Genomic DNA, 20,727 nt, shown 5'->3' on the forward strand with positions numbered 1-20,727 from the left:
CAACCCCCTCCCTTGGAAGGGAGGGGGAGCTTAGTCTAGCTCAAAGCCGCCTTCACAGCCGCGCTCGCCTTGCTCATATCCAAGCTCTTCGCATGCCGCGCCTTAAGCTCTGCCATTACCCGGCCCATGTCTTTCATGCCGCTCGCGCCCAGCTCCGCCTTGATCGCTTCCACAGCAGCGGCGGTTTCCTCCGCGCTCATCTGCGCGGGCAAGAACCGCTCGATCACCGCGACTTCCGCCGCTTCGGCATCGGCCAGCTCCTGCCGCCCGCCCTTGGCGAACATCTCGATCGATTCGCGGCGCTGCTTGATCATCTTCTGCAGCACTTCCACCACCAGCGCGTCGTCATCGTCGGGGGCTTTGCCGGTGCGGGCCTCGATATCGCGGTTCTTGATCGCGCTGAGCATCAGGCTGATCGCGTTGCGGCTTTCCTTGTCGCCGGCCTTCATCGCCGCGATCTGCGCGGCCTTGATATCGTCTCTGATCATTTTCTCTTCTCGGTGAATCGGGTTTGTGGGGGTGTAGACCCGCGAAGCGGTTGACGCGAGGGGGGAGGGGGTCTAGCCGCCACCCCTTAGCGACATCGCCGATTTCCACTGGAGCGCCACTCACCCATGGCCGAAGCCAAACCCATGCCCGCGCCTGAAGGAGCCACCGGCGTTCTGGTGCTCGCAAGGGGGGACGTGGTGTGGGGCCGCGGCTTCGGCGCCGAGGGCCAGGCGGTGGGCGAAGTGTGCTTCCACACCGCGATGACCGGCTATCAGGAAATCATGACCGATCCGAGCTTCGCCGGGCAGATCATCAACTTCACCTTTCCCCATATCGGCAATGTCGGCGCCAATCCGGACGATGTAGAGGCCGACGAGCCGCATGCTTTGGGCATGATCGTTCGCGAGGACGTGACCGAGCCGAGCAGCTTTCGCGCGACCGAGCATCTGGATGCATGGATGAAGAAGCATGCGCGGATCGGGCTGTCGGGGATCGACACGCGGGCGCTGACGCGCCGCATCCGGGCCGGTGGCGCGCCAAACGGCGTGATCGCACATTCGCCCAGCGGTGAATTCGATATTCCGATGCTCCTCCAGATGGCGCGCGAATGGCCGGGGCTGGAGGGAATGGACCTTGCGATCACGGTGAGCTGCGAGACCCATCGCGGCTGGGAAGGCGGCGTGTGGCGGCTGGGCGCCGGTTATGGAAAGTCACACGAGGGTCACACTGTCAGCTCCAAGCGGCCGCACGTAGTTGCGATAGACTATGGCAGCAAACACAATATCTTCCGCAATCTTGTTAAGGCTGGTGCTGAAGTTACCGTGCTGCCCGCCACGGCAAGTTTCGAGGAGGCGATGTCGTTGGACCCCGACGGCTTCTTCCTCTCCAACGGCCCCGGCGATCCCGCTGCGACGGCGGAATATGCCGTGCCGGTGATCCGCCAGATGCTCGACAGCGGCAAGCCGGTATTCGGCATCTGCCTGGGCCACCAGTTGATGGCGCTCGCGGTGGGCGCGCAGACGAGCAAGATGTTCCAGGGCCATCGCGGCGCCAACCACCCGGTCAAGCGGCTGAGCGACGGCGCGGTGGAGATCACCAGCATGAACCACGGCTTCGCGGTGCTGAGCGAGACCTTGCCCGCCAATGCGCGCGAGACGCATGTGTCGCTGTTCGACGGGAGCAATGCGGGGTTCGAGCTGACGGATCGCAAGGCGTTCGCGGTGCAATATCACCCCGAGGCCAGTCCCGGGCCGCAGGATAGTTTGTATCTGTTCGAGCGGTTTGTGGGGATGTTGAGGGAAGCTTCTTGATGATCACGATAGCTGCCTTGGCGCTGGCCCTGACGCCTGTACCTTTGGCGGGATGCGAAGAGGCGGTTGCCCGCTTAACCCGTGCTGCGGGCTCCGACACAAGGGTCGTGGTCTCTTTCACCGGCTCCCAGAATTCTCTGTCGCAACTTGATTCGGCGTCGGATCCGAGAGCAGAACCCTCTCTCTTTCCCGTGTCGCCTGATCTATTTGTTTTTACCCTCAATCTGCGACCATATCAGATTAGCGGGTTTGACGCCGAGGCCTTCGCAAGGCGCACATGCTCGCTCGAACGGTCGAAGGGCGCGCGATTCAACGGTGTCATGTCGTTCAAGCGCGAAAGCATGACCAAGGACGGACGAACCCTGTTCCGCGAGAACATGATCGACGCGGTCATGGCCGAGTTTCAGAGCAAATAATGCCCATACGCACCGATATCTCCTCGATCCTCATCATTGGCGCAGCCTCCCTCACCCCCTTTAGGGGGAGAGGGAAGAGCCGCGCAGCGGCGAAGGGAGCGGGGGGAGTGGGGATTGCCTCGCGGGTTCATCCCACACCCCCCTCTCCCAACCCTCTCCCCCTGAAGGGGGAGAGGGCTTTAGAAGTCTCTTCCCAGCGCCATCAGGATGGCGCGCGCGACGCCTTCCGGATTGGTCATCGCGTCGTTGTTTGCGAAGCGGATTACGCGCCAGCCTTGCGCTTCGAGTTCGGCGGTTCGGCGGGCGTCATAAGCTTCGCGGCCGGCATGGGTTTCTCCGTCCAGCTCTACGATGAGGCGATGCGAGCGCGCCACGAAATCGGCGACGAACGGCGCGCGGACGTTCTGGCGGACGAACTTGATGCCCTGAAGGCGGCCGGCGCGGAGGATTTCTCAGAGCGCGCGTTCGGGGTCGCTCATGTTGGTGCGGAGTTGCTTCGCTCGGGCTCTGGTTTCGATGTTGCGCTTCATTTCGCCAACTCCCCCCTCTCCCCAACCCCTCTCCCCCTGAAGGGGGCGAGGGGCTTTTTGGCCTCATAGCAAATGCCCAAACGCACCGACATCTCCGTCAACGGCGCGGGGGCCATCGTGATCGGCCAGGCGTGCAAGTTCGATTATTCGGGGACGCAGGCGATCAGGTCGTCCACGGATCAATCAGCCGCACCCCGGTCCATTCGAAATCACGGGTGTTGCGCGTCGCTACTGGGCAATCCCGCGACAGCGCCTGAGCGGCAAGTTGGATATCGAGCAGCTTCGTTTCCTGCTTTTCCAGCTTTTGGTGGGCAACCAGAGTTCCGAAAACATGCGCGGCTCGTGCGTCGAACGCCAACGTCCGTTCTGCGTGGAGCATCTCGAGGTCGGCCAGCCATTGCTCCAGCGCGGACCGCCGTGCCGCTGTCTTTGGGTTTTCGATACCTAACCGAATTTCCGCGATCACGATCGTTGATAGCCAGAGCTTCGGACCATTCGCGGCCAGCCATGCCGGCACTTGCGGATAAAGTGCGGGCCGGTTCGATGCGCTCCAGACATTTGTATCGACCAGGATCACAGATCGGGAAACTCGATATCCTTGCCGATAGCCAATTCGGGGATTTCGAGTTCGGCTCCGTTGGCGACCTTGATCAGGTGGTCGACGAACTCGGCGCCACTCATAGCCCGCAGCCATGCACCGCGATCTTCGGTTGCAGACGCGTAGGTCCGTTCGAGCAAGGCGCGGAGTTCGGCCTCCATCGATCGGCCGTTCCTGACCCCCGCCAACCGTGCAGCCTGCTTAATCTCCTCGGGAATATTCCGGATCGTCACGCTGCCCATCGCCGGCTCCTGTGATTGCAATGCAATCAATGTATTCAATGAGAGCATCCTGATCAATGCCCAAACGCACCGACATCTCCTCGATCCTCATCATCGGCGCCGGGCCCATCGTCATCGGCCAGGCGGCCGAGTTCGACTATTCGGGCACGCAGGCGGCCAAGGCGTTGCGCGAGGAGGGGTATCGCATCGTCCTGGTCAATTCGAACCCGGCGACGATCATGACCGATCCCGACATGGCGGACGCGACCTATGTGGAGCCGATCACGCCGGCGATCGTCGCCAAGATCATCGAGAAGGAGCGCCCCGACGCGGTGCTCCCCACGATGGGCGGGCAGACCGCGCTGAACACCGCGCTGGCGCTGGCGAACGATGGCACGCTGGAGAAGTTCGGCTGCATCATGATCGGCGCGGATGCCGAGGCGATCGACAAGGCCGAGGACCGGTTGAAGTTCAAGGACGCGATGACGCGGATCGGGCTCGAATCCGCGCGCTCGGCAATCGCGCATAGCGTGGCCGAGGCGCTGGAGGGGCTGGAGAAGGTCGGGCTGCCGGCGATCATCCGGCCGAGCTTCACCATGGGCGGCTCGGGCGGCGGCATCGCCTATAACCGTGAGGAATTCCTGAGCATCGTGCGCTCTGGCCTCGACCTGTCGCCGACCACCGAGGTGCTGATCGAGGAATCGCTGCTCGGCTGGAAGGAATATGAGATGGAAGTGGTCCGCGACCGCGCGGACAATTGCATCATCATCTGCTCGATCGAGAATGTGGATGCGATGGGAACGCACACCGGCGATTCGATCACCGTCGCGCCGGCGCTGACGCTGACCGACAAGGAATATCAGATCATGCGCAACGCCAGCATCGCGGTGCTGCGCGAGATCGGCGTGGAGACCGGCGGCTCAAACGTGCAGTTCGCGGTTAATCCCAAGGACGGGCGGCTGATCGTCATCGAGATGAACCCGCGCGTGTCGCGTTCGTCCGCGCTGGCCTCCAAGGCGACGGGCTTTCCGATCGCCAAGGTCGCAGCCAAGCTGGCGGTGGGCTACACGCTCGACGAGATCACCAACGACATCACCGGGGCGACGCCCGCGAGCTTCGAGCCGACGATCGATTATGTCGTCACCAAGATACCCCGCTTCGCCTTCGAGAAGTTCAAGGGCGCCGAGGCCACGCTGGGCACCGCGATGAAATCGGTCGGAGAAGTGATGGCGATCGGCCGCAACATCCATGAATCGATGCAGAAGGCCCTGCGCGGGCTGGAGACGGGCCTTAGCGGTTTCAACAATGTCGATCGGCTCGCCGGCGCACCACGCGACGAGATCGAGGCGGCGCTGGCAATCCGCTCGCCGGATCGGCTGCTGATCGCGGCACAGGCGCTCCGCGAGGGTTTCACTGTCGCCGAAATCCACGCGCTCACTGCCTATGATCCCTGGTTCCTCGATCGTATCGCCGAGATCATCGCGGCGGAGGAGCAGGTCTGCCGCAATGGGCTGCCGCAGGATGCGCCGGGCATGCGGCGGCTCAAGGCGATGGGTTTCAGCGACAAGCGCCTTGCCTTCCTGGCACTCAAGTCGGTCAACATGCGCCGCGGTTCGGAAACGATGGCGCGCAGCCACGGCCTGATCGGTGAAGTCGTCAAGGCGATGACTGGCGGCGTCACGGAAATCGATGTCCGCGCGCTCCGCCACAAGCTGGGCGTGCGGCCGGTCTTCAAGCGCATCGACACCTGCGCCGCCGAGTTCGAGGCGAAGACGCCGTACATGTACTCCACCTATGAAGCCCCAAGCTTCGGCGAGCCCGAGAACGAATCCGAGCCGAGCGATCGCCGCAAGATCGTCATCCTCGGCGGCGGGCCGAACCGGATCGGGCAAGGGATCGAGTTCGATTATTGCTGCTGCCACGCCAGCTTCGCGCTCGCCGATGCGGGCTATGAGACGATCATGGTCAATTGCAATCCAGAGACGGTGAGCACCGATTACGACACGTCCGACCGCCTCTATTTCGAGCCGCTGACCGCCGAGGACGTGCTCGAAATTCTCGAGATCGAGAAGTCGAACGGCGAACTGGTCGGCGTCATCGTCCAGTTCGGCGGCCAGACACCGCTCAACCTCGCCAAGGCGCTGGAGGATGCGGGCATCCCGATCCTCGGCACGTCGCCCGACGCGATAGACCTGGCCGAAGACCGCGAGCGCTTCGCCGATCTGGTCGGCAAGCTCGGCCTTAAGCAGCCCGCGAACGGCATCGCCCGCAATCGCGACGAAGCGGTCAAGATCGCCGAGCGGATCGGTTACCCGGTGCTGATGCGCCCCAGCTATGTGCTCGGCGGCCGCGCGATGGAGATCGTCGATTCGACCCTCCAGCTCGACGATTACATCCAGACCGCGGTCCAGGTGTCGGGCGACTCACCCGTGCTCATCGATCAGTATCTTCGCGATGCGATCGAAGTGGATGTGGATGCGATCTGCGACGGGACCGATGTGGTGGTCGCCGGCGTGCTCCAGCATATAGAGGAAGCGGGGGTCCATTCGGGGGACAGCGCCTGCTCGATCCCTCCCCACGGTCTTTCGGCCGAAGTCATCGCTGAAATCGAGCGCCAGACCGAGGCGCTGGCACATGCGCTGTCGGTGAAGGGCCTGATGAACATCCAGTTCGCGGTGAAAGAGGGCGAAGTCTATCTGATCGAAGTCAATCCGCGCGCCAGCCGCACCGTGCCCTTCGTCGCCAAGGCGATCGGCTTCCCCGTCGCCAAGATCGCCAGCCGCGTGATGGCCGGCGAAAAGCTCGCGGACCTGCCGAAGCTGAACCGCCACATCGAGTATTTCGCGGTCAAGGAAGCGGTTTTCCCGTTCAATAAATTCCCCGGCGTCGATCCGGTGCTGAGTCCCGAGATGAAATCCACCGGAGAAGTGATGGGAATCGCTGCGGATTTCGTCACTGCATTCGCCAAGTCCCAGCTCGGCGCGGGCACCATTCTGCCCGCAAGCGGCACGGCGTTCGTAAGCGTCAAGGATTCGGACAAGCAGAAGATCCTCCCAGCGGTCGAGCTGCTTCGCGGCGCCGGCTTCCACATCCTCGCCACCGGCGGTACCGCGGATTATCTCGAACAGGCGGGAATCCCCGTCGAGCGCATCAACAAGGTGGCGCAGGGCCGGCCGCACGTGGTGGACCGGGCCAAGGATGGCGGGATCGACTTGATCTTCAACACCACGGAGGGCTGGCAGGCGCTAAAGGATTCCAAGGAAATCCGCCAGGCCGCGCTTACTCAGAAGATTCCGTACTTCACCACTGCCTCCGCCAGCACGGAGGCTGCACGCGCGATTTCGGGCGGTGCAACGGCTGACCTTGCAGTGCGTTCGTTACAGTCCTATTATTCGCACTCGCACAATTAATCCTCCCCATCGATGTTAGTGTGCGGCGCCTCCGCGGTGAGGCGCTTGGCGGCGGGGCGTTGACGAAGGACTGAGACGATGGCCACGGTCGATAAGATGCCGATGCTTCAGGAGGGCTATGAAAAGCTCACTGGCGAGCTGAAGCGGCTAAAAGCGGAACGCCCGCTGATCGTGGATGCGATCGAGGAAGCGCGCGCGCATGGAGATCTTTCGGAAAACGCCGAATATCACGCCGCGAAAGAGCAGCAGGGCCAGAACGAAGCCACGATATCGGATATCGAGGGCAAGCTCTCGCGCGCCCAGATCATCGATCCCAAGGATCTTTCAGGCGACAAGGTCGTGTTCGGCGCAACGGTCACGTTGCTCGACGAAGACGAGAAGCCGATCAAATACCAGATCGTCGGAGAGACCGAGGCTGATGCCAGCAAGGGCCGCATCTCGTATAACTCCCCGATCGGCCGCGCGCTGATCGGGCGCAAGGTGGACGAGGAGATCGAAGTCTCGGTCCCCGCCGGCGACCGCTATTATCTCGTGTCGGCGATCGAATTCATCTGATGATCGCCGGACGCCGTATCACGGCGACCGGGGCCATCGTCGCGGTCACCGTGCTGGCGAGCATCCTCGTGAGCCTCGCCAATATCGAAATGGAAGCAAGCATCCGTGGCGGGTTCATCCCGGCGCGGCTGAGCGGCGTGATCGATTTCACCGGCGTCGCTGCGGTGCCCGCGCTACTGACGCCGCTGAGCTGCACCTTGCTTCACGCCGGGCTTTTCCACCTTGGCATGAACATGCTGATGCTGGTCGTCACCGGACAGCCGACGGAAAAGACGCTGGGTCCCTGGGGCCTGGCAATTCTATATGTCGTCGGCGCCTATGCGGCGGCGGCGGCGCAGTGGCTGGTCGATCCGGTCTCGGTAATTCCCATGATCGGGGCGAGCGGCGCGGCGTCGGCGGTCGTGGGAGCCTATTCGCTGCTTTTCGGACGGTCGCGCGCAAAAGCAATAGGCCCGATTTCCGCCCAGGCGGTGCACGTGATCTGGCTGGCGCTGGCCTGGACCGCGATCAACCTTTTGTCGGCGTTCGCGTTCCTTGGAGCAGGCATCGCCGTTGCTGCCGCTGCGCATATCGGCGGATTTCTTGTCGGCCTGGCGCTCGCCAAGCCCTTGCTCCGGTGGCGGTGGCGAAACGCTTAGCCGCTTTTGTCCGCGTCGGGATCGAGCAGCCGGTGCAGGTGCACCACCACATAGCGCATTTCGGCATCGTCGACAGTGCGCTGCGCGGCCCCGCGCCAGGCCTTTTCGGCGCTGGCATAGTCCGGGTAGATGCCGACCACGTCCAGCGACGAGGGGTCCTTGAAGTCGAGCGTCTGCGGATCTTTCACGCGGCCGCCGAAGACGAGATGCAATTTGCTCAAATGAGCCTCCAGGGGGAAGGACGTTCGCCCCAGGCCTTAGCGGCTACGGCATCGCGCTCAACCCCCAATCAGGCCTTTCGCTACGAAGCGCTCTTCGCGGCGTCGATGACATTGCCGAACAGCGCGCCGATCTTGTCCTTGGCCGCATTGCGATCGGGCAGCAGTGCCTCGATTTCAGCGCGGCCGGTTTCCTTGGCTGCGCCGATCGCCGCCGTGGCGCGGTCGGCAAGCTTCTGGCCCACCGGATCGAGCAGTTCGCGCTCCTTGTCGAGGCGCGGCAGCAGCATCCCGACGACGACGCCCAGCGCCACGCCGCCGGCGACCAGCGCAATCGGATTGGCGCCGGTGTCTTCGGCCTGCTGGGGGGGCGTGCGGGGGGCTGTGTTCATTTCCGAGGTCCTTTCGTTGCCGGCGTCGCGGCTCGTTGGTTCAAACCCTTGTCGGGCTCGCGGGTTTCATTGCGGCGGCGGACTATGTCGCCGATCCAGCCGCGCGCCATCACCAGCCCGATCGCCCCGACTATACCGGCGGCGGCAACCGGGCGGCGGCGCACAGCGTCGGCGCCCTTGCGCGCCACGCTAGCTACGCCCTGCGCCGCGCTCTCCACTGCGTCCTGCGCAAGATGGGAAGGCTTGAGGCGATCCTGGACCACCGCCAGCGTGCCGAACAATTGCCGGCGCGCCGCCTCGACCTGTGCCTGTGCCGCGGCTATTTCTATCGAATCAGGGGTCATGACTTCTGGCCCATCATGCGCTTCACATGCGTCCAGGCGAGCCAGCCCAGGATCGCGGCGATCGCCGTTATGCCCGTAAAGACGATCAACGTCGCCCAGCCGGGGCCGACAAGGGAGGAGAGGGTAAGCACCAGTCCCACTGCGAGCGCGACAAGCGCCACGAACGCAAGCACCAGCGCGGTGGCGCCCATCCAAAGCATTGCCGTGGCATCGCGAAGCTTGGAGCGGGCGAGCGTGCGGTAATAGCCGATCTCGGCCTGGGCGTAGCCCTTGCCGTCCTCGACCAACCGCCCCAGCAGCTCGCCAATCCCTTCATCCTCAGGCTGCTGGATCACGTTGCCCTATGCCTTTGTCGAAGGCTTGTCTGGGTCGGCGGCGTCGGCCGCGGCGTCGATCCCCGACTTGATCAACCGCGCGAGCATGAAGCCCACCGCCGCGGCCGCGCCGACCGCGATGACGGGGCTTTTCTTCACGAACCCGCTGGCGTCGGCGATGAGGTCATCGACTTCCTTGCCGCGCAGGCTCTCGGCAAAGCTCGAAATACCCTCCGCCGCGGAGCGCGCATATTTGCCATATTCCTCACCCAGCCGCGCATCGACATCGAGCGCCGCGCCTTCGAACATCTTGGCTACTTCGTCCAGTGCGCCGGTTGCGCGGTCCTTGCCTTCGCCGGCAAAGGCGCGGGCGCGCTCCGCGGCCTCGCTTCCAAGCTTGCTCGCCTGTTCGCGAATCTGATCCGCGGGGCCGCGCCTGGGCTGGGCCGTGTCCGCTGCGGGAGCTTCGGTCAGCGTCTCGTTGATCGTGGGGGTCTCGCTCATCGTGATGCCCTCATTCGCCGTGTTCCCGCTCGCCGAATTGTTCGTCGTTTCGTCAACCATGCTCAATCCTCCATGTCTTGCGCGAAACAACAACGGCCTCGTTTGCGAGTTCCATCACTAGCCGTTAGAGGGCGCGCAAGCGCCCCATGCCTGTATCTAGGGAGACCGTTACATGACCGCAATCATCGACCTTCACGCCCGCCAGATTCTGGACAGCCGGGGCAACCCGACGGTCGAAGTCGATGTGTTGCTGGAGGACGGAAGCTTCGGCCGCGCCGCCGTGCCCTCGGGCGCATCCACCGGCGCGCATGAGGCAGTCGAGAAGCGCGACGGAGACAAGAGCCGCTGGCTCGGCAAGGGCGTTCAGGCGGCGGTCGATGCGGTCAACTCGGAGATCGCGGAGGAAGTTCTGGGCCTCGACGCAGAGGACCAGGCCGATCTGGATCGCGCGATGATCGAGCTGGACGGCACCGAGAATAAGGGGCGGCTGGGCGCGAATGCGATCCTCGGCGTCAGCCTCGCGGCCGCCAAGGCAGCGGCCGAGGCGCGCGGGCTGCCACTTTATCGCTATGTCGGAGGGGTCAACGCCCACATTTTGCCGGTGCCGATGATGAATATCATCAACGGCGGCGAACATGCCGACAATCCGATCGACTTCCAGGAATTCATGATCGTGCCGGTCGGCGCGGAAAACATCATGGAAGCGGTGCGCTGCGGATCGGAGATATTCCACACGCTCAAGAAGAAGCTCCACGAAAAGGGGCTGGCGACCGGCGTGGGCGACGAAGGCGGCTTCGCGCCGAATCTCAGCTCGACCACCGACGCGCTCGATTTCATCATGAGCAGCATCGAAGCCGCCGGCTACAAGCCCGGCGATGACGTGATGCTCGCCCTCGATTGCGCCGCCACCGAATATTATCGCGACGGCGCGTACAAGATGGTGGGGGAGGGCAGGACCTTTTCTTCGCTGGAGAACGTCGATTTCCTCGCGGACCTTTGCGCCCGATACCCGATCTTCTCGATCGAGGATGGCATGGGCGAAGACGATTGGGATGGTTGGAAAGCGCTGACCGACAAGCTCGGCGCGAAAATCCAATTGGTCGGCGACGATCTGTTCGTGACCAACCCCAAGCGGCTGAAGCGCGGCATTGACGGGGGCTATGCCAATTCGCTGCTGGTTAAGGTCAACCAGATCGGCACGCTGAGCGAGACGCTGGAGGCCGTCAGCCTCGCCCAGCGCTCCTCCTACACCGCCGTGATGTCGCACCGCTCTGGGGAAACCGAGGACGCCACGATCGCCGACCTCGCCGTCGCGACCAATTGCGGGCAGATCAAGACCGGCTCGCTCGCCCGCTCGGATCGGCTCGCCAAGTACAACCAGCTTATCCGGATCGAGGAAGAGCTGGGCGACGCCGCGGTCTATGCGGGGCGATCGGTGCTTAAGGCATAGAATGCCCCTCCCGCTTGCGGGAGGGGCTAGGGGAGGGCGTGTCCGCACACGATGTCCTCTCGACAGGCCCTCCCCCGACCCCTCCCGCAAGCGGGAGGGGAGTAGATTAAGTATGCATTCAGAGACATTCCGGTCTTGCTTAACGAACAAGGTTAAGCAAGAATCACCAAATGTCGCGTACCGCTTCTCCCATGCAGACCCTGCTCCGCCGCGCCGGCGTTCCCACGCTGGCGCTGATCGCAATCGGGTTCTTCGCCTATAACGCCGCGCTCGGCCCCACCGGCCTAGCCGCGGCCAAGGACTTCAAGGTCGAGCTGGAGCAGAAGAAGGTCGAGTTCGCAGCGCTCGAAAAGCGCAGGGCCGAACTCAAGAACCGTGTCGATCTGCTCGATCCCAAGCGTGGCGCCGATCCCGACCTCGTCGATGAAATGGCGCGCAAGCAGCTCAACGTGGTCCGTCCGGACGAAGTGATCATTCCCCTAAAGAAGTAAGGCGTTGAACGGCGCGGAAAACCGCGCGTTGACGTTGCGTCCGGGCCGATAACGCGCTTAAAGGCTCGCCCCTGACTATCCGGGATGAGGATTTCCTGATCGTGGCAAAATCGCCGGCGAAGCAAGCACCGACCCAGCCCGCAGCATCGAACCGCGAGCGGCCCAACGAGCCCCAGCGGTACAAGGCCTCGAAGGAGGAACTGCTCGAATTCTACAAGCAGATGCTCCTCATCCGTCGCTTTGAGGAGAAGGCCGGCCAGCTTTACGGCCTCGGCTTCATCGGTGGCTTCTGCCACCTCTATATCGGCCAGGAAGCCGTTGCGGTCGGGCTCCAGTCTGGCTTGGACGGCGAAAAGGATTCGGTGATCACCGGCTATCGCGATCACGGCCACATGCTCGCTTACGGCATCGACCCTAAGCTGATCATGGCTGAGCTGACCGGGCGCGGCGCCGGCATCAGCCGCGGCAAGGGCGGATCGATGCACATGTTCTCGACCGAGAAGAAGTTCTACGGCGGCCACGGCATCGTCGGCGCACAGGTCTCGCTCGGTACGGGCCTCGCCTTCGCGCACAAATATAACGAGGATGGCGGCGTCGCCATGGCCTATTTCGGCGATGGCGCATCGAACCAGGGCCAGGTCTATGAATCGTTCAACATGGCCGAGCTTTGGAAGCTTCCGATCATCTTCGTGATCGAGAACAACCAATATGCGATGGGGACCAGCGTCAATCGCTCCTCGGCGGAAGATCAGCTTTACAAGCGTGGCGAGAGCTTTCGCATTCCCGGCATCCAGGTGGACGGCATGGACGTCCTGGCTTGTCGCGGCGCCGCCGAAGAGGCTTTGGCCTGGGTCCGCGCGGGCAAGGGACCGATCATCCTCGAGATGAAGACCTATCGCTATCGCGGCCACTCGATGTCCGATCCCGCCAAATATCGCAGCCGCGAGGAGGTCCAGTCGGTCCGCGACAAATCGGACCCGATCGAGGCGGTGAAGCGCGAGCTCGAAGGCATGGGCATTACCGAGGAGCAGCTCAAGCCGCTCGAGCAGGAAATCCGCAAGATCGTGGGCGAAGCCGCCGATTTCGCCGAGCAGACCCCCGAGCCGGACCCGGCCGAATTGTATACCGACGTGCTGGTGGAGTCGTACTGAGATGGCGATCGAACTGAAGATGCCGGCGCTGTCGCCCACGATGGAAGAGGGCACGCTCGCCAAATGGCTCGTCAAAGAAGGCGACACCGTCAAGTCGGGCGACATCCTGGCGGAGATCGAGACCGACAAGGCGACGATGGAATTCGAATCGATCGACGAAGGCACGATCACGTCTATCCTGGTCGCCGAGGGCACCGATAACGTGAAGGTCGGCACTGTGATCGCGACGATCGCCGGGGAAGGGGAGGACGCGTCCGCCGCGCCGCCTCCCGCACCCGCCGACCAGAAGTTCGAGCCGACCCCGGACAGCAGTCCGCAGGAAACCGGCACGACGCAGCTTACGGCCGCCGTCGAAAAGACCGTGGTCGCGGCCGATCCCGCGATCCCAGTGGGCACCGAGATGGTCAAGACCACCGTCCGCGAGGCTCTTCGCGATGCGATGGCCGAGGAAATGCGCGCCGATCCCCGCGTGTTCGTCATGGGCGAGGAAGTCGCCGAATATCAGGGCGCCTACAAGGTGACCCAGGGCCTGCTCGATGAGTTCGGCCCCAGGCGCGTGATCGATACGCCGATCACCGAATATGGCTTTGCCGGCATCGGCACCGGCGCGGCGATGGGCGGCCTGCGCCCCATCGTCGAGTTCATGACGTTCAATTTCGCGATGCAGGCGATCGACCACATCATCAATTCGGCCGCCAAGACCAATTACATGTCCGGCGGGCAGATGCGCTGCCCGATCGTGTTCCGCGGTCCGAACGGTGCGGCGTCGCGCGTTGGCGCGCAGCATTCGCAGAATTACGGTCCCTGGTATGCCAGCGTCCCCGGCCTGATCGTGATCGCGCCCTATGACGCGGCGGACGCCAAGGGGCTGCTCAAAGCGGCGATCCGCAGCCAGGATCCGGTGGTCTTCCTGGAAAACGAATTGCTCTACGGCCGCAGCTTCGATGTGCCCAAGCTCGACGATCACGTCCTGCCGATCGGCAAGGCGCGGATCGTGCGGGGTGGCAAGGATGTGACGATCGTCACCTATTCGATCGGCGTCGGCGTTTCGCTCGAAGCGGCCGAGGCGCTAGCGGCCGAGGGCGTGGATTGCGAGATCATAGACCTGCGCACGCTGCGCCCGCTCGATACCGCGACGGTGCTCGAAAGCCTCAGCAAGACCAATCGCATGGTCGTGGTCGAGGAAGGCTGGCCGACCTGCTCGATCGCCAGCGAGATCGTCGCCGTGGCGATGGAACACGGCTTCGACGATCTCGATGCCCCCGTGCTGCGCGTCACCAACGAGGATGTGCCGCTGCCTTATGCCGCCAATCTCGAAAAACTTGCTCTGGTGAGCGCCGCCAAGGTGGTCGAAGCCGTCAAAAAGGTCACCTATCGCTGAATCCGGAACCTCTCGTGGCGGTCGCTGGTTTCGCATCAGCAACAAGATGGGAGTGAACGGCATGGCTGACGAAAAGGTGACGGTGGTAGACGCGACCGGTGATCGCGGCGGCGGCTCGGCAGTGGCGATGATCGTCGGGATCGTCGCGATCCTGGCGATCCTCTATGTGCTGTTCGGCACCAACCTGCTGAGCGGCGAGACGAAGAAGATCGATGCCGACGTCAAGATCGAGACGCCCAGCAAGTAATCCTCTCCGGCGGCGTCAGCAGGTGGAGGCGGTGACCCCGGTCACCGGATAGACGCCGTTGCTGCCGCCGGTCAGGTCCCTCCGGTCGCGCACCATCATCGATGCGATCTCGTTGATCTCTGTGGTGGGCGAAAGCGAGCTCTTCACCAGCGGAATATATTGATAGCGGACCTCGACGAACATCGTCGCGCCGTTGTCGGGGGCAACCGCCTGCCTGCCGGCCGGTCCCATGCCGGCGATATTGCTCGAATTGGCGACGGTTCCCCAGCTAGAGGTCCAGCTGGTCTTGTCGCCCTTGCAGCGCTGCCAGCGGATTTTGTAGCGCGCTGTCGTGTTTGGATTCGCGACGGGCTCCAGGCTCGTGATAATCACGCGCCCGTTGGTTAGCAGCGCAAGCTCGCCCGATTGCAGGTTCGCACCGGTCAGCAGATCGTTGATGTCAGCCTCGCTGATGGTCTTGGCCTGAAGCTGGGTGCCGCTGCCGATGCGCGCGGCATTGTCCGCCAGATGCAGCGCGATCTGGCTGATCCGCGTCTTGGTGATGATGAAATTGGTCAGCTCCGCCCCCGTCAGGCTCATCGCCAGCAGGATCGGCAGCCCGAATGCGAATTCGAGCAGCGCCAGTCCGCTGGTGTCGCGGCCCAGGCGACGCCCGGTGTTGCACAGGGAGGCGAGCACGCGCCTCATGTGCAGTTCCGCACGGTCGGCACCGCCTGATCGCCATAAGGCTGGTTGCGCAGCACCGTCGAGGCAGTCACTGTAGTGGTGTTGGATCCCCCCACGAAGCGATCGAGCGGGAAGAAGCGCGGATAGCTGACTGCGACTGTGTAGACCACCGCGTCCTTCGCCCCGCCCTGGCCGCTATTTGCGCCAGAGGCGTTCCACACCCCATTGTTGTTGGTGTCCTCATAGGGCTCGCCGCCATTGCACGTGCCGTTGGCATTGGTGTCGGTATACGGCTCGAAGCGCGCCGCCGATGCATTGGCGAACGTGCGGTAATATGCCCGGCTGATGTTCACGGTCGAATTGTTGGCCAGCGCACGGATCTGGCTGCGCACGCGATTGTCCAGCGTGGTTTGCTGGTTGGTATCGAGTCCGGTCTCCAGCGATGCGTCGCGCGCCACTTTCTGGACGATGCCTTGCAGCGTGCTGCGCAGGTACAGCGTGTGCGAAATATCGAATGCGCCCACCAGCATCATGCAAAGCACCGGCGCCACGATCGCGAATTCGATGATCGTCGCGCCCCGCTTGTCGCCGGCGAGCCCGCGCGCCAATGCGCCGCGCCAGCGCCTGGTCCAGAGCGTCGGTTGCCTCACCGCGTGAGCCTGAGCTGCGATATCTGATCCGCGATCGACTTGAACGTCGCCTGCAGCGTGGCCGCATTGGTCGCGTTGAAATAGCGGCCCGTCGTGGCGCACGCCGTCATCCGGGTGTTGGTCGTCGAAGACAGGCTTCCGAAGGTGATGACCCAGAGCGTGATGTTCTTGTTCTTGATCGCGGTGCACAGCGCCTCGGTGCGCGCGTTCACCTGCTGGGTGAGCGTTCCCGTATCGGTGCAGCCCTCGGTCGGCACGACCGAGGAGTCGGTCTGGCGCCGATCGAACCAGGCCACGCCATAGGCCTGGTAATTGCCGTCGTTGGTGCAGGTGTCACCGTCGGTCATGAAGATGATGTGGCGCTCGATCTCGCCGCCCTGGGGGGTATAGTCGTTCTCGGATGCGAATATCCCTGTGGGCGAGGCGAAGCGCGCGCCCCACAGCAATCCGATGTCGTGATAGGTGTTGCCGCCCGGCGAGAGGCTGTCGACATAATCGTCGAAAACCGAGGCCGTGGGCCAGGATTGCAGCTTCTTCGCCTGCTCCGGACAATCGTAGGAAGACTGGTTCCCATAATCCAGGGTCGTCAGTGAAGTCGCCAGATTCCATCCCGTGGCGCCATTGCGAGTGTAGATCAGGTCTGGGAGCACCGGTCCCCACTGCGTTGTCGCATCGCCGGTGCTCGGAACCAGATCGATATTGAGATCCTTGGCGCCTGATGGGATCGGGCTATACGTGGCCTGCTTGACCGTGGCGCGCTCTTCGATGCATCCATCCCAGGTGATCGTCTTGTTCGTGCCCCCTGCGGCGATCGGCCAGACAAAGCTGTTATTCCAGCTAGTGCCGTTCTTGAGCAAACCCACATTCACCGGGAGGCGCGCATAGCGCCATCCGCTGAATGTCTGCGTCGAGGTCGTCTGGTATGTGTAGTAGCGCCGAGTTCTGGTTTGCGTACCGTAGCAGGTGCCGCCGCTCCAACTCTGGGCGTCGTAGGTATAGAAATCCTGCCGACGGGTGGTTCCGCCAGCGATCGTAACCGGCGCATCGCTGTAGTTGAACGATGCGACAAAGGCGTCGTTACAGTTGCTCTGCGGGAGGACGGCGGATGCCGGCGTAGTGCCGAGAGTCTGAGAACTGGTCTCGACCCACGTGTTGCTGCTGCTGGTCGAGTAGGTCGCTTCGCGCGTCTGATATTGCCAGGTGCTGGCGAACCAGTCCGTCGGCAGCAGCTTTCCGACATTCACGTTCGTCGCATAGGGCATGAAGCCGAAGCGGATCTGCACCTGGTTGCCGGTCCCGCCGCTGGGAGTGCCCGTGGTGCAGGTGGCGTCGGTATCAAGTCGAGCCACGATTTCGTAGAAGCATTTCACCGCGACCTTGAGCGCCGCCATCTTCGTCTGCGTATCGCCAAGCGGGATGTCATTCATCGAGCCCGTGGTGTCGAGCACGAACATGACGTCCGTATTTGGAAGGCGCATTTCGGCGTCGCAGTTTACGGTCAGCGTCTCGGTCGTGCGGCCGAAGATGCGCATCAGCGTCATCGGCAGTGTCGCGGAGGCGGTTCCCGTCACTTTCCCCGCATTCTCGGTATAGGTCCGCGTAACGTTGGTCGCGCCATAGGCCTCGCTATTATAGTTCGCGTCGAAAAAATCCTCGGCAGAGGTGCGCGGATAATAATTGCTGTAGCTCCAGGTGCCGCCGCCCATCGCCTTGCGGCCCGCGAGAGCACCGGCGTCGCACGCATGTTGCAGCCGCGTCTTGACGATGTACATGCGGCTGATGTCCACGCCGCCGCCGACCATTCCCGCCAGCGGGATCAGCGACATCGCCATCAGCGCCAGCGTGTTGGCGCGCGCATCACGGATCAGCGCGCTCAGGAACGAGCGCCCGTTCTTCCGGCTGCGATGCTCTTCTGCGCCCATGGCTGTGGCCCCGATACCCGATCAACGCGGCATCATGCCCGCCGCACTGCTAATGCCCTCTAAAGGCCCATGGTTAAGGCTTGGCTTATGCCGGAGCTGAGGCGGATGGCGTCATGACGTCGGAAAATCCCGAACGGGCCCTGGCGCTCAGCTATGCGGGGGAGGGGCGCGGCGCGCTGGCGGCGCTGCTGGCATTGGACGACGCGCTGTCGCTCTTGCTCCGAACGACAAGCGAGCCGGCCCTGGGCCAGATGCGCCTCGCCTGGTGGCGTGAGGCGCTGGAACGTCTGGATCACGCGTCCCCGCCGGCCGAGCCCGTGCTGCGCGCGATTGCGGCGGAACTGCTGCCGCGCGGGGTTTCAGGACTATCGCTGGTGCCGATCGTCCATGGCTGGGAAGTGCTGATCGAGGAGGAGCGGCTGGACGCGGATGCGCTGCGCCGGTTTGGCGAAGGGCGGGGAAGCCTGTTCGTCGCGGCGGGCGTCGCGTTGGGCGCGGCCCCCGCCGACCCGGTGGCGCAGGCCGGGCAGGGCTGGGCGCTCGCCGACCTCGCGCGCAATCTGGGCGCACCGGCAGAGGCGGGGCTCGCCAGGAAGCAGGCCGAACCGCTTCTGGCGCTTGCTGGGGGTGGCCGCTGGAGCCCGCGTGGGCGCGCGCTGGGAGCATTGGCGCATCTCGCCCGGATGGACCTCGCGCTGCCAAACGATGTTTCACCCCCAATCGGTTCGCCCAGGCGCGTTGGCCGCCTGCTCTGGCATCGATTAACTGGACGATAGCCGCGCTGCTGGTCTAGCCTGACGTCAAGACAGCGGGGGACGTGCCATGTGGCGGTATTTCGTGGGTGCAGGGGCGGCTTTACTGCTCGCCGTGGCGGGGATGTTCCTGTTTCGGGGAACGGCGGCCTCGCGAGCCGAGCTTCCGGCCGCGCCGGCCGCTGTCGCTGAAGCGGCTGAGGAGGAAGCGCTTCCCGATGAAGCACCCAAGGCCTCCGCTAAGACCCGGGAGCAGAAGCGTTTCGATCGCTATGACAAGGATCGCAACGACGCGATCACGCGCGAGGAATATCTGCTCTCGCGCCGCAAGGCTTTCGCCAAGCTCGACGCCAATGGCGACGGTAAATTGGCCTTCGAGGAATGGGCGATCAAGACGACGGACAAGTTCGGCGGCGCGGACAAGGATAAATCGGGCGCGCTGACCCGCGCCGAATTCCTCGCCACGGCGCCCAAACCGCGCAAGGCGGCGCCCAAATGCGCCTGTCCCAAGCCCGCCGCCAAAGCGGAGCAAGCCGACGAGCAAGAGTAGCTTGCAATGTAGGATTTCGCCTGCTTGGCTGAGCCGGTCGGCATTGCCGCCCGCTCTTTGAAATCGTCGGTCCGAAAACCTCATGGCCAGTGCGAACATTGGGAACATTCGCGGTGCGCACACCGCGCGTTGGCCTAAACTTTGCCTAAACTTTCGCGGGTCTCACGCAGCCATCCAGTCGGCGAATGCCTCTCTCGCCCGCGCCGTGTACATCAGCTTCCGGTCCGCCTTCTTGCTCTTGCCGGGGATTGGAGGGAACAGCCCGAAATTGACGTTCATCGGCTGATAGGTCTCGACCTCCGCCTCGCCGGTGATGTGCGCGAGCAGCGCCCCCAGCGCCGTGGCGCGCGGGGGCGGGGCGAGGGCAGCGCCGCCAAGTTCGGCCGCCGCGAAACGCCCTGCGAGCAGTCCGATCGCGGAGCTTTCGACATAGCCCTCGCAGCCCGTGATCTGCCCGGCGAAGCGGATATTAGGCAGCGACTTCAGCCGCAGCGTGGAATCCAGGAGTTCGGGTGATTTGATGAAGGTGTTGCGATGCAGCCCGCCCAGCCGCGCGAACTCGGCTTTCTCCAGTCCGGGAATGGTCCTGAAAAGAGAGACTTGGTCCGCATATTTGAGCTTCGTCTGGAAGCCCACCATGTTCCATAGCGTGCCCGATGCATTGTCCTGGCGGAGCTGGACGCAGGCATAGGGCCAGCGACCGTCGCGTGGATCGTCCAGCCCCACGCCCTTCATCGGCCCGAAGCGCGGCGTATCGATTCCGCGCTCCGCCATCACTTCGATCGGCATGCAGCCTTCGAAATAGGGAACGTTCTCCCACTCGCGGAACTCGGTCTTCTCGCCGTCAAGCAGCCCCTGGATGAAGGCAAGATACTGCTCCTTGTTGAGCGGGCAATTGATGTAATCCTTGCCCGTCCCGCCGGGCCCCACCTTGTTCCAGCGAGACTGATACCAGGCGACATCGAGGTCGATGCTCTCGAAATGCACGATCGGGGCGATTGCATCGAAGAATGCGAGCTGATCCTTGCCCGTAGCAGCGCCGATGCTGTCGGCCAGGCCTGGCGCGGTGAGCGGGCCGGTGGCGACGATAGCCAGCCCCGCATCGGGCAGTGTATCCACTCGCTCGCGGACGATTTCGATATTGGGGTGCGCCATGAGCTCGGCCGTGACGCCATCGGCGAAACCGTCGCGGTCGACGGCTAGCGCAGACCCCGCGGGCACCTGATGCTTGTCGCCCTGGGCTAGGATCAGCGATCCCAGCGCGCGCATTTCGGCATGGAGCAGCCCCACCGCATTTCGCTCGGCATCGTCCGAACGGAAGCTGTTCGAGCAGACCAGTTCGGCCAGCCGGTCGCTCTGGTGCGCGGGCGTCATCGTGCCGCTGCCCCGCATTTCGGAGAGGCGGACCTTGAAGCCCGCATGGGCGAGCTGCCAGGCGGCTTCCGATCCGGCGAGGCCACCGCCGATGATGTGAACGTCGTGTGTCATCGCAGAGCCGATAGCCGTGCGGGGCCGGGATGACAAAGGG

At 63.6% G+C, this 20,727-nt stretch carries 25 protein-coding genes; 13 read left to right on the forward strand and 12 right to left on the reverse strand.

Annotation, left to right across the window (positions count from 1 at the left end):
• Nucleotides 1–35: 35 nt before the first annotated feature.
• Entirely contained in the window at nucleotides 36–488 is a 453-nt protein-coding gene (locus VF617_RS11780; protein WP_331015078.1) for a GatB/YqeY domain-containing protein, read from the reverse strand.
• Between the two features lie 126 nt (nucleotides 489–614).
• On the opposite strand from VF617_RS11780, the gene carA reads away from it, so the two are divergent.
• The 3 genes from carA to VF617_RS16535 are packed head-to-tail and all read left to right on the forward strand — an operon-like array spanning nucleotide 615 to nucleotide 2,814.
• Nucleotides 615–1,799 carry a glutamine-hydrolyzing carbamoyl-phosphate synthase small subunit gene (gene carA, locus VF617_RS11785; protein WP_331015079.1) on the forward strand — a complete coding sequence of 395 codons (1,185 nt, stop codon included), beginning with the start codon at nucleotides 615–617 and terminating at the stop codon, nucleotides 1,797–1,799.
• A complete protein-coding gene (locus VF617_RS11790; RefSeq protein ID WP_331015080.1) occupies nucleotides 1,799–2,215 on the forward strand; it encodes a hypothetical protein in 417 nt (138 codons plus the stop codon). Before carA ends, VF617_RS11790 begins: the two co-directional genes overlap by 1 nt.
• Nucleotides 2,215–2,814 carry a hypothetical protein gene (locus tag VF617_RS16535; protein ID WP_422663738.1) on the forward strand — a complete coding sequence of 200 codons (600 nt, stop codon included), beginning with the start codon at nucleotides 2,215–2,217 and terminating at the stop codon, nucleotides 2,812–2,814. The genes VF617_RS11790 and VF617_RS16535 overlap by 1 nt, the downstream gene beginning before the upstream one ends.
• A 94-nt stretch (nucleotides 2,815–2,908) precedes the next feature.
• On the opposite strand, the gene VF617_RS11800 is transcribed toward VF617_RS16535, so the two are convergent.
• Nucleotides 2,909–3,322 (reverse strand): PIN domain-containing protein, encoded by a 414-nt coding sequence (locus VF617_RS11800; protein ID WP_331015081.1) that lies wholly within the window; start codon nucleotides 3,320–3,322, stop codon nucleotides 2,909–2,911.
• Nucleotides 3,319–3,585, reverse strand: coding sequence for a FitA-like ribbon-helix-helix domain-containing protein (locus VF617_RS11805; protein ID WP_331015082.1), 267 nt, complete (start codon nucleotides 3,583–3,585; stop codon nucleotides 3,319–3,321). Before VF617_RS11805 ends, VF617_RS11800 begins: the two co-directional genes overlap by 4 nt.
• A gap of 56 nt (nucleotides 3,586–3,641) precedes the next feature.
• Here VF617_RS11805 and carB point away from each other — a divergent pair, with 56 nt between their 5' ends.
• From carB to VF617_RS11820, 3 genes are all read left to right on the forward strand, one after another.
• Nucleotides 3,642–6,974, forward strand: a complete 3,333-nt coding sequence (gene carB / locus VF617_RS11810; RefSeq protein ID WP_331015083.1) for a carbamoyl-phosphate synthase large subunit — start codon at nucleotides 3,642–3,644, stop codon at nucleotides 6,972–6,974.
• 78 nt (nucleotides 6,975–7,052) lie between these two features.
• Complete coding sequence (gene greA / locus VF617_RS11815; RefSeq protein WP_331015084.1) at nucleotides 7,053–7,529, forward strand: transcription elongation factor GreA; 477 nt, start codon at nucleotides 7,053–7,055, stop codon at nucleotides 7,527–7,529.
• Entirely contained in the window at nucleotides 7,529–8,167 is a 639-nt protein-coding gene (locus VF617_RS11820; RefSeq protein WP_331015085.1) for a rhomboid family intramembrane serine protease, read from the forward strand. Before greA ends, VF617_RS11820 begins: the two co-directional genes overlap by 1 nt.
• Here the strand turns inward: VF617_RS11820 and VF617_RS11825 are convergent.
• The 5 genes from VF617_RS11825 to VF617_RS11845 form a co-directional block, all read right to left on the reverse strand.
• Nucleotides 8,164–8,388, reverse strand: a complete 225-nt coding sequence (locus tag VF617_RS11825; RefSeq protein WP_331015086.1) for a DUF4170 domain-containing protein — start codon at nucleotides 8,386–8,388, stop codon at nucleotides 8,164–8,166. The two genes, VF617_RS11820 and VF617_RS11825, sit on opposite strands and share 4 nt — an antisense overlap.
• 80 nt (nucleotides 8,389–8,468) lie before the next feature.
• Nucleotides 8,469–8,777, reverse strand: a complete 309-nt coding sequence (locus VF617_RS11830) for a hypothetical protein (RefSeq protein WP_331015087.1) — start codon at nucleotides 8,775–8,777, stop codon at nucleotides 8,469–8,471.
• The gene (locus VF617_RS11835; RefSeq protein WP_331015088.1) at nucleotides 8,774–9,121 is read right to left on the reverse strand and encodes a DUF3618 domain-containing protein; all 348 of its coding nucleotides are present in this window, start codon (nucleotides 9,119–9,121) and stop codon (nucleotides 8,774–8,776) included. Before VF617_RS11835 ends, VF617_RS11830 begins: the two co-directional genes overlap by 4 nt.
• Nucleotides 9,118–9,456, reverse strand: a complete 339-nt coding sequence (locus tag VF617_RS11840) for a phage holin family protein (RefSeq protein WP_331015089.1) — start codon at nucleotides 9,454–9,456, stop codon at nucleotides 9,118–9,120. Before VF617_RS11840 ends, VF617_RS11835 begins: the two co-directional genes overlap by 4 nt.
• A gap of 6 nt (nucleotides 9,457–9,462) precedes the next feature.
• Complete coding sequence (locus VF617_RS11845) at nucleotides 9,463–9,999, reverse strand: hypothetical protein (protein ID WP_331015090.1); 537 nt, start codon at nucleotides 9,997–9,999, stop codon at nucleotides 9,463–9,465.
• A 112-nt stretch (nucleotides 10,000–10,111) separates the two neighbouring features.
• On the opposite strand from VF617_RS11845, the gene eno reads away from it, so the two are divergent.
• The 5 genes from eno (at nucleotide 10,112) to VF617_RS11870 (ending at nucleotide 14,659) form a co-directional block, all read left to right on the forward strand.
• Nucleotides 10,112–11,389: a phosphopyruvate hydratase gene (gene eno / locus VF617_RS11850; protein WP_331015091.1), complete on the forward strand. Its 1,278-nt coding sequence runs from the start codon at nucleotides 10,112–10,114 to the stop codon at nucleotides 11,387–11,389.
• 170 nt (nucleotides 11,390–11,559) lie between these two features.
• Complete coding sequence (locus VF617_RS11855; protein ID WP_331015092.1) at nucleotides 11,560–11,880, forward strand: FtsB family cell division protein; 321 nt, start codon at nucleotides 11,560–11,562, stop codon at nucleotides 11,878–11,880.
• Between the two features lie 101 nt (nucleotides 11,881–11,981).
• On the forward strand, nucleotides 11,982–13,031 hold the full coding sequence (pdhA, locus tag VF617_RS11860) for a pyruvate dehydrogenase (acetyl-transferring) E1 component subunit alpha (RefSeq protein ID WP_331015093.1): 1,050 nt from the start codon (nucleotides 11,982–11,984) through the stop codon (nucleotides 13,029–13,031).
• 1 nt (nucleotide 13,032) lies between these two features.
• A complete protein-coding gene (locus VF617_RS11865; RefSeq protein WP_331015094.1) occupies nucleotides 13,033–14,412 on the forward strand; it encodes a pyruvate dehydrogenase complex E1 component subunit beta in 1,380 nt (459 codons plus the stop codon).
• 61 nt (nucleotides 14,413–14,473) lie between these two features.
• Nucleotides 14,474–14,659 (forward strand): hypothetical protein, encoded by a 186-nt coding sequence (locus VF617_RS11870; RefSeq protein ID WP_331015095.1) that lies wholly within the window; start codon nucleotides 14,474–14,476, stop codon nucleotides 14,657–14,659.
• 15 nt (nucleotides 14,660–14,674) lie between these two features.
• Here VF617_RS11870 and VF617_RS11875 read toward each other — a convergent pair whose 3' ends face one another.
• Genes VF617_RS11875 through VF617_RS11885 form a run of 3 tightly spaced genes read right to left on the reverse strand, consistent with a single transcriptional unit; the run spans nucleotide 14,675 to nucleotide 17,897 of the window.
• On the reverse strand, nucleotides 14,675–15,346 hold the full coding sequence (locus VF617_RS11875; protein ID WP_331015096.1) for a pilus assembly protein: 672 nt from the start codon (nucleotides 15,344–15,346) through the stop codon (nucleotides 14,675–14,677).
• Nucleotides 15,343–15,975: a TadE/TadG family type IV pilus assembly protein gene (locus VF617_RS11880; protein WP_331015097.1), complete on the reverse strand. Its 633-nt coding sequence runs from the start codon at nucleotides 15,973–15,975 to the stop codon at nucleotides 15,343–15,345. Before VF617_RS11880 ends, VF617_RS11875 begins: the two co-directional genes overlap by 4 nt.
• Nucleotides 15,972–17,897: a pilus assembly protein TadG-related protein gene (locus tag VF617_RS11885; protein WP_331015098.1), complete on the reverse strand. Its 1,926-nt coding sequence runs from the start codon at nucleotides 17,895–17,897 to the stop codon at nucleotides 15,972–15,974. Before VF617_RS11885 ends, VF617_RS11880 begins: the two co-directional genes overlap by 4 nt.
• Before the next feature lie 113 nt (nucleotides 17,898–18,010).
• On the opposite strand from VF617_RS11885, the gene VF617_RS11890 reads away from it, so the two are divergent.
• Complete coding sequence (locus tag VF617_RS11890) at nucleotides 18,011–18,673, forward strand: hypothetical protein (RefSeq protein WP_331015099.1); 663 nt, start codon at nucleotides 18,011–18,013, stop codon at nucleotides 18,671–18,673.
• A gap of 46 nt (nucleotides 18,674–18,719) precedes the next feature.
• On the forward strand, nucleotides 18,720–19,199 hold the full coding sequence (locus tag VF617_RS11895; protein ID WP_331015100.1) for an EF-hand domain-containing protein: 480 nt from the start codon (nucleotides 18,720–18,722) through the stop codon (nucleotides 19,197–19,199).
• Nucleotides 19,200–19,361: 162 nt separating this feature from the next.
• On the opposite strand, the gene trmFO is transcribed toward VF617_RS11895, so the two are convergent.
• Nucleotides 19,362–20,687: a methylenetetrahydrofolate--tRNA-(uracil(54)-C(5))-methyltransferase (FADH(2)-oxidizing) TrmFO gene (trmFO, locus tag VF617_RS11900; RefSeq protein WP_331015101.1), complete on the reverse strand. Its 1,326-nt coding sequence runs from the start codon at nucleotides 20,685–20,687 to the stop codon at nucleotides 19,362–19,364.
• Nucleotides 20,688–20,727: the final 40 nt, after the last annotated feature.

Origin of the sequence: Sphingomonas sp., from assembly GCF_036388215.1 — a bacterium.
Taxonomy (GTDB): Bacteria; Pseudomonadota; Alphaproteobacteria; order Sphingomonadales; family Sphingomonadaceae; genus Sphingomonas.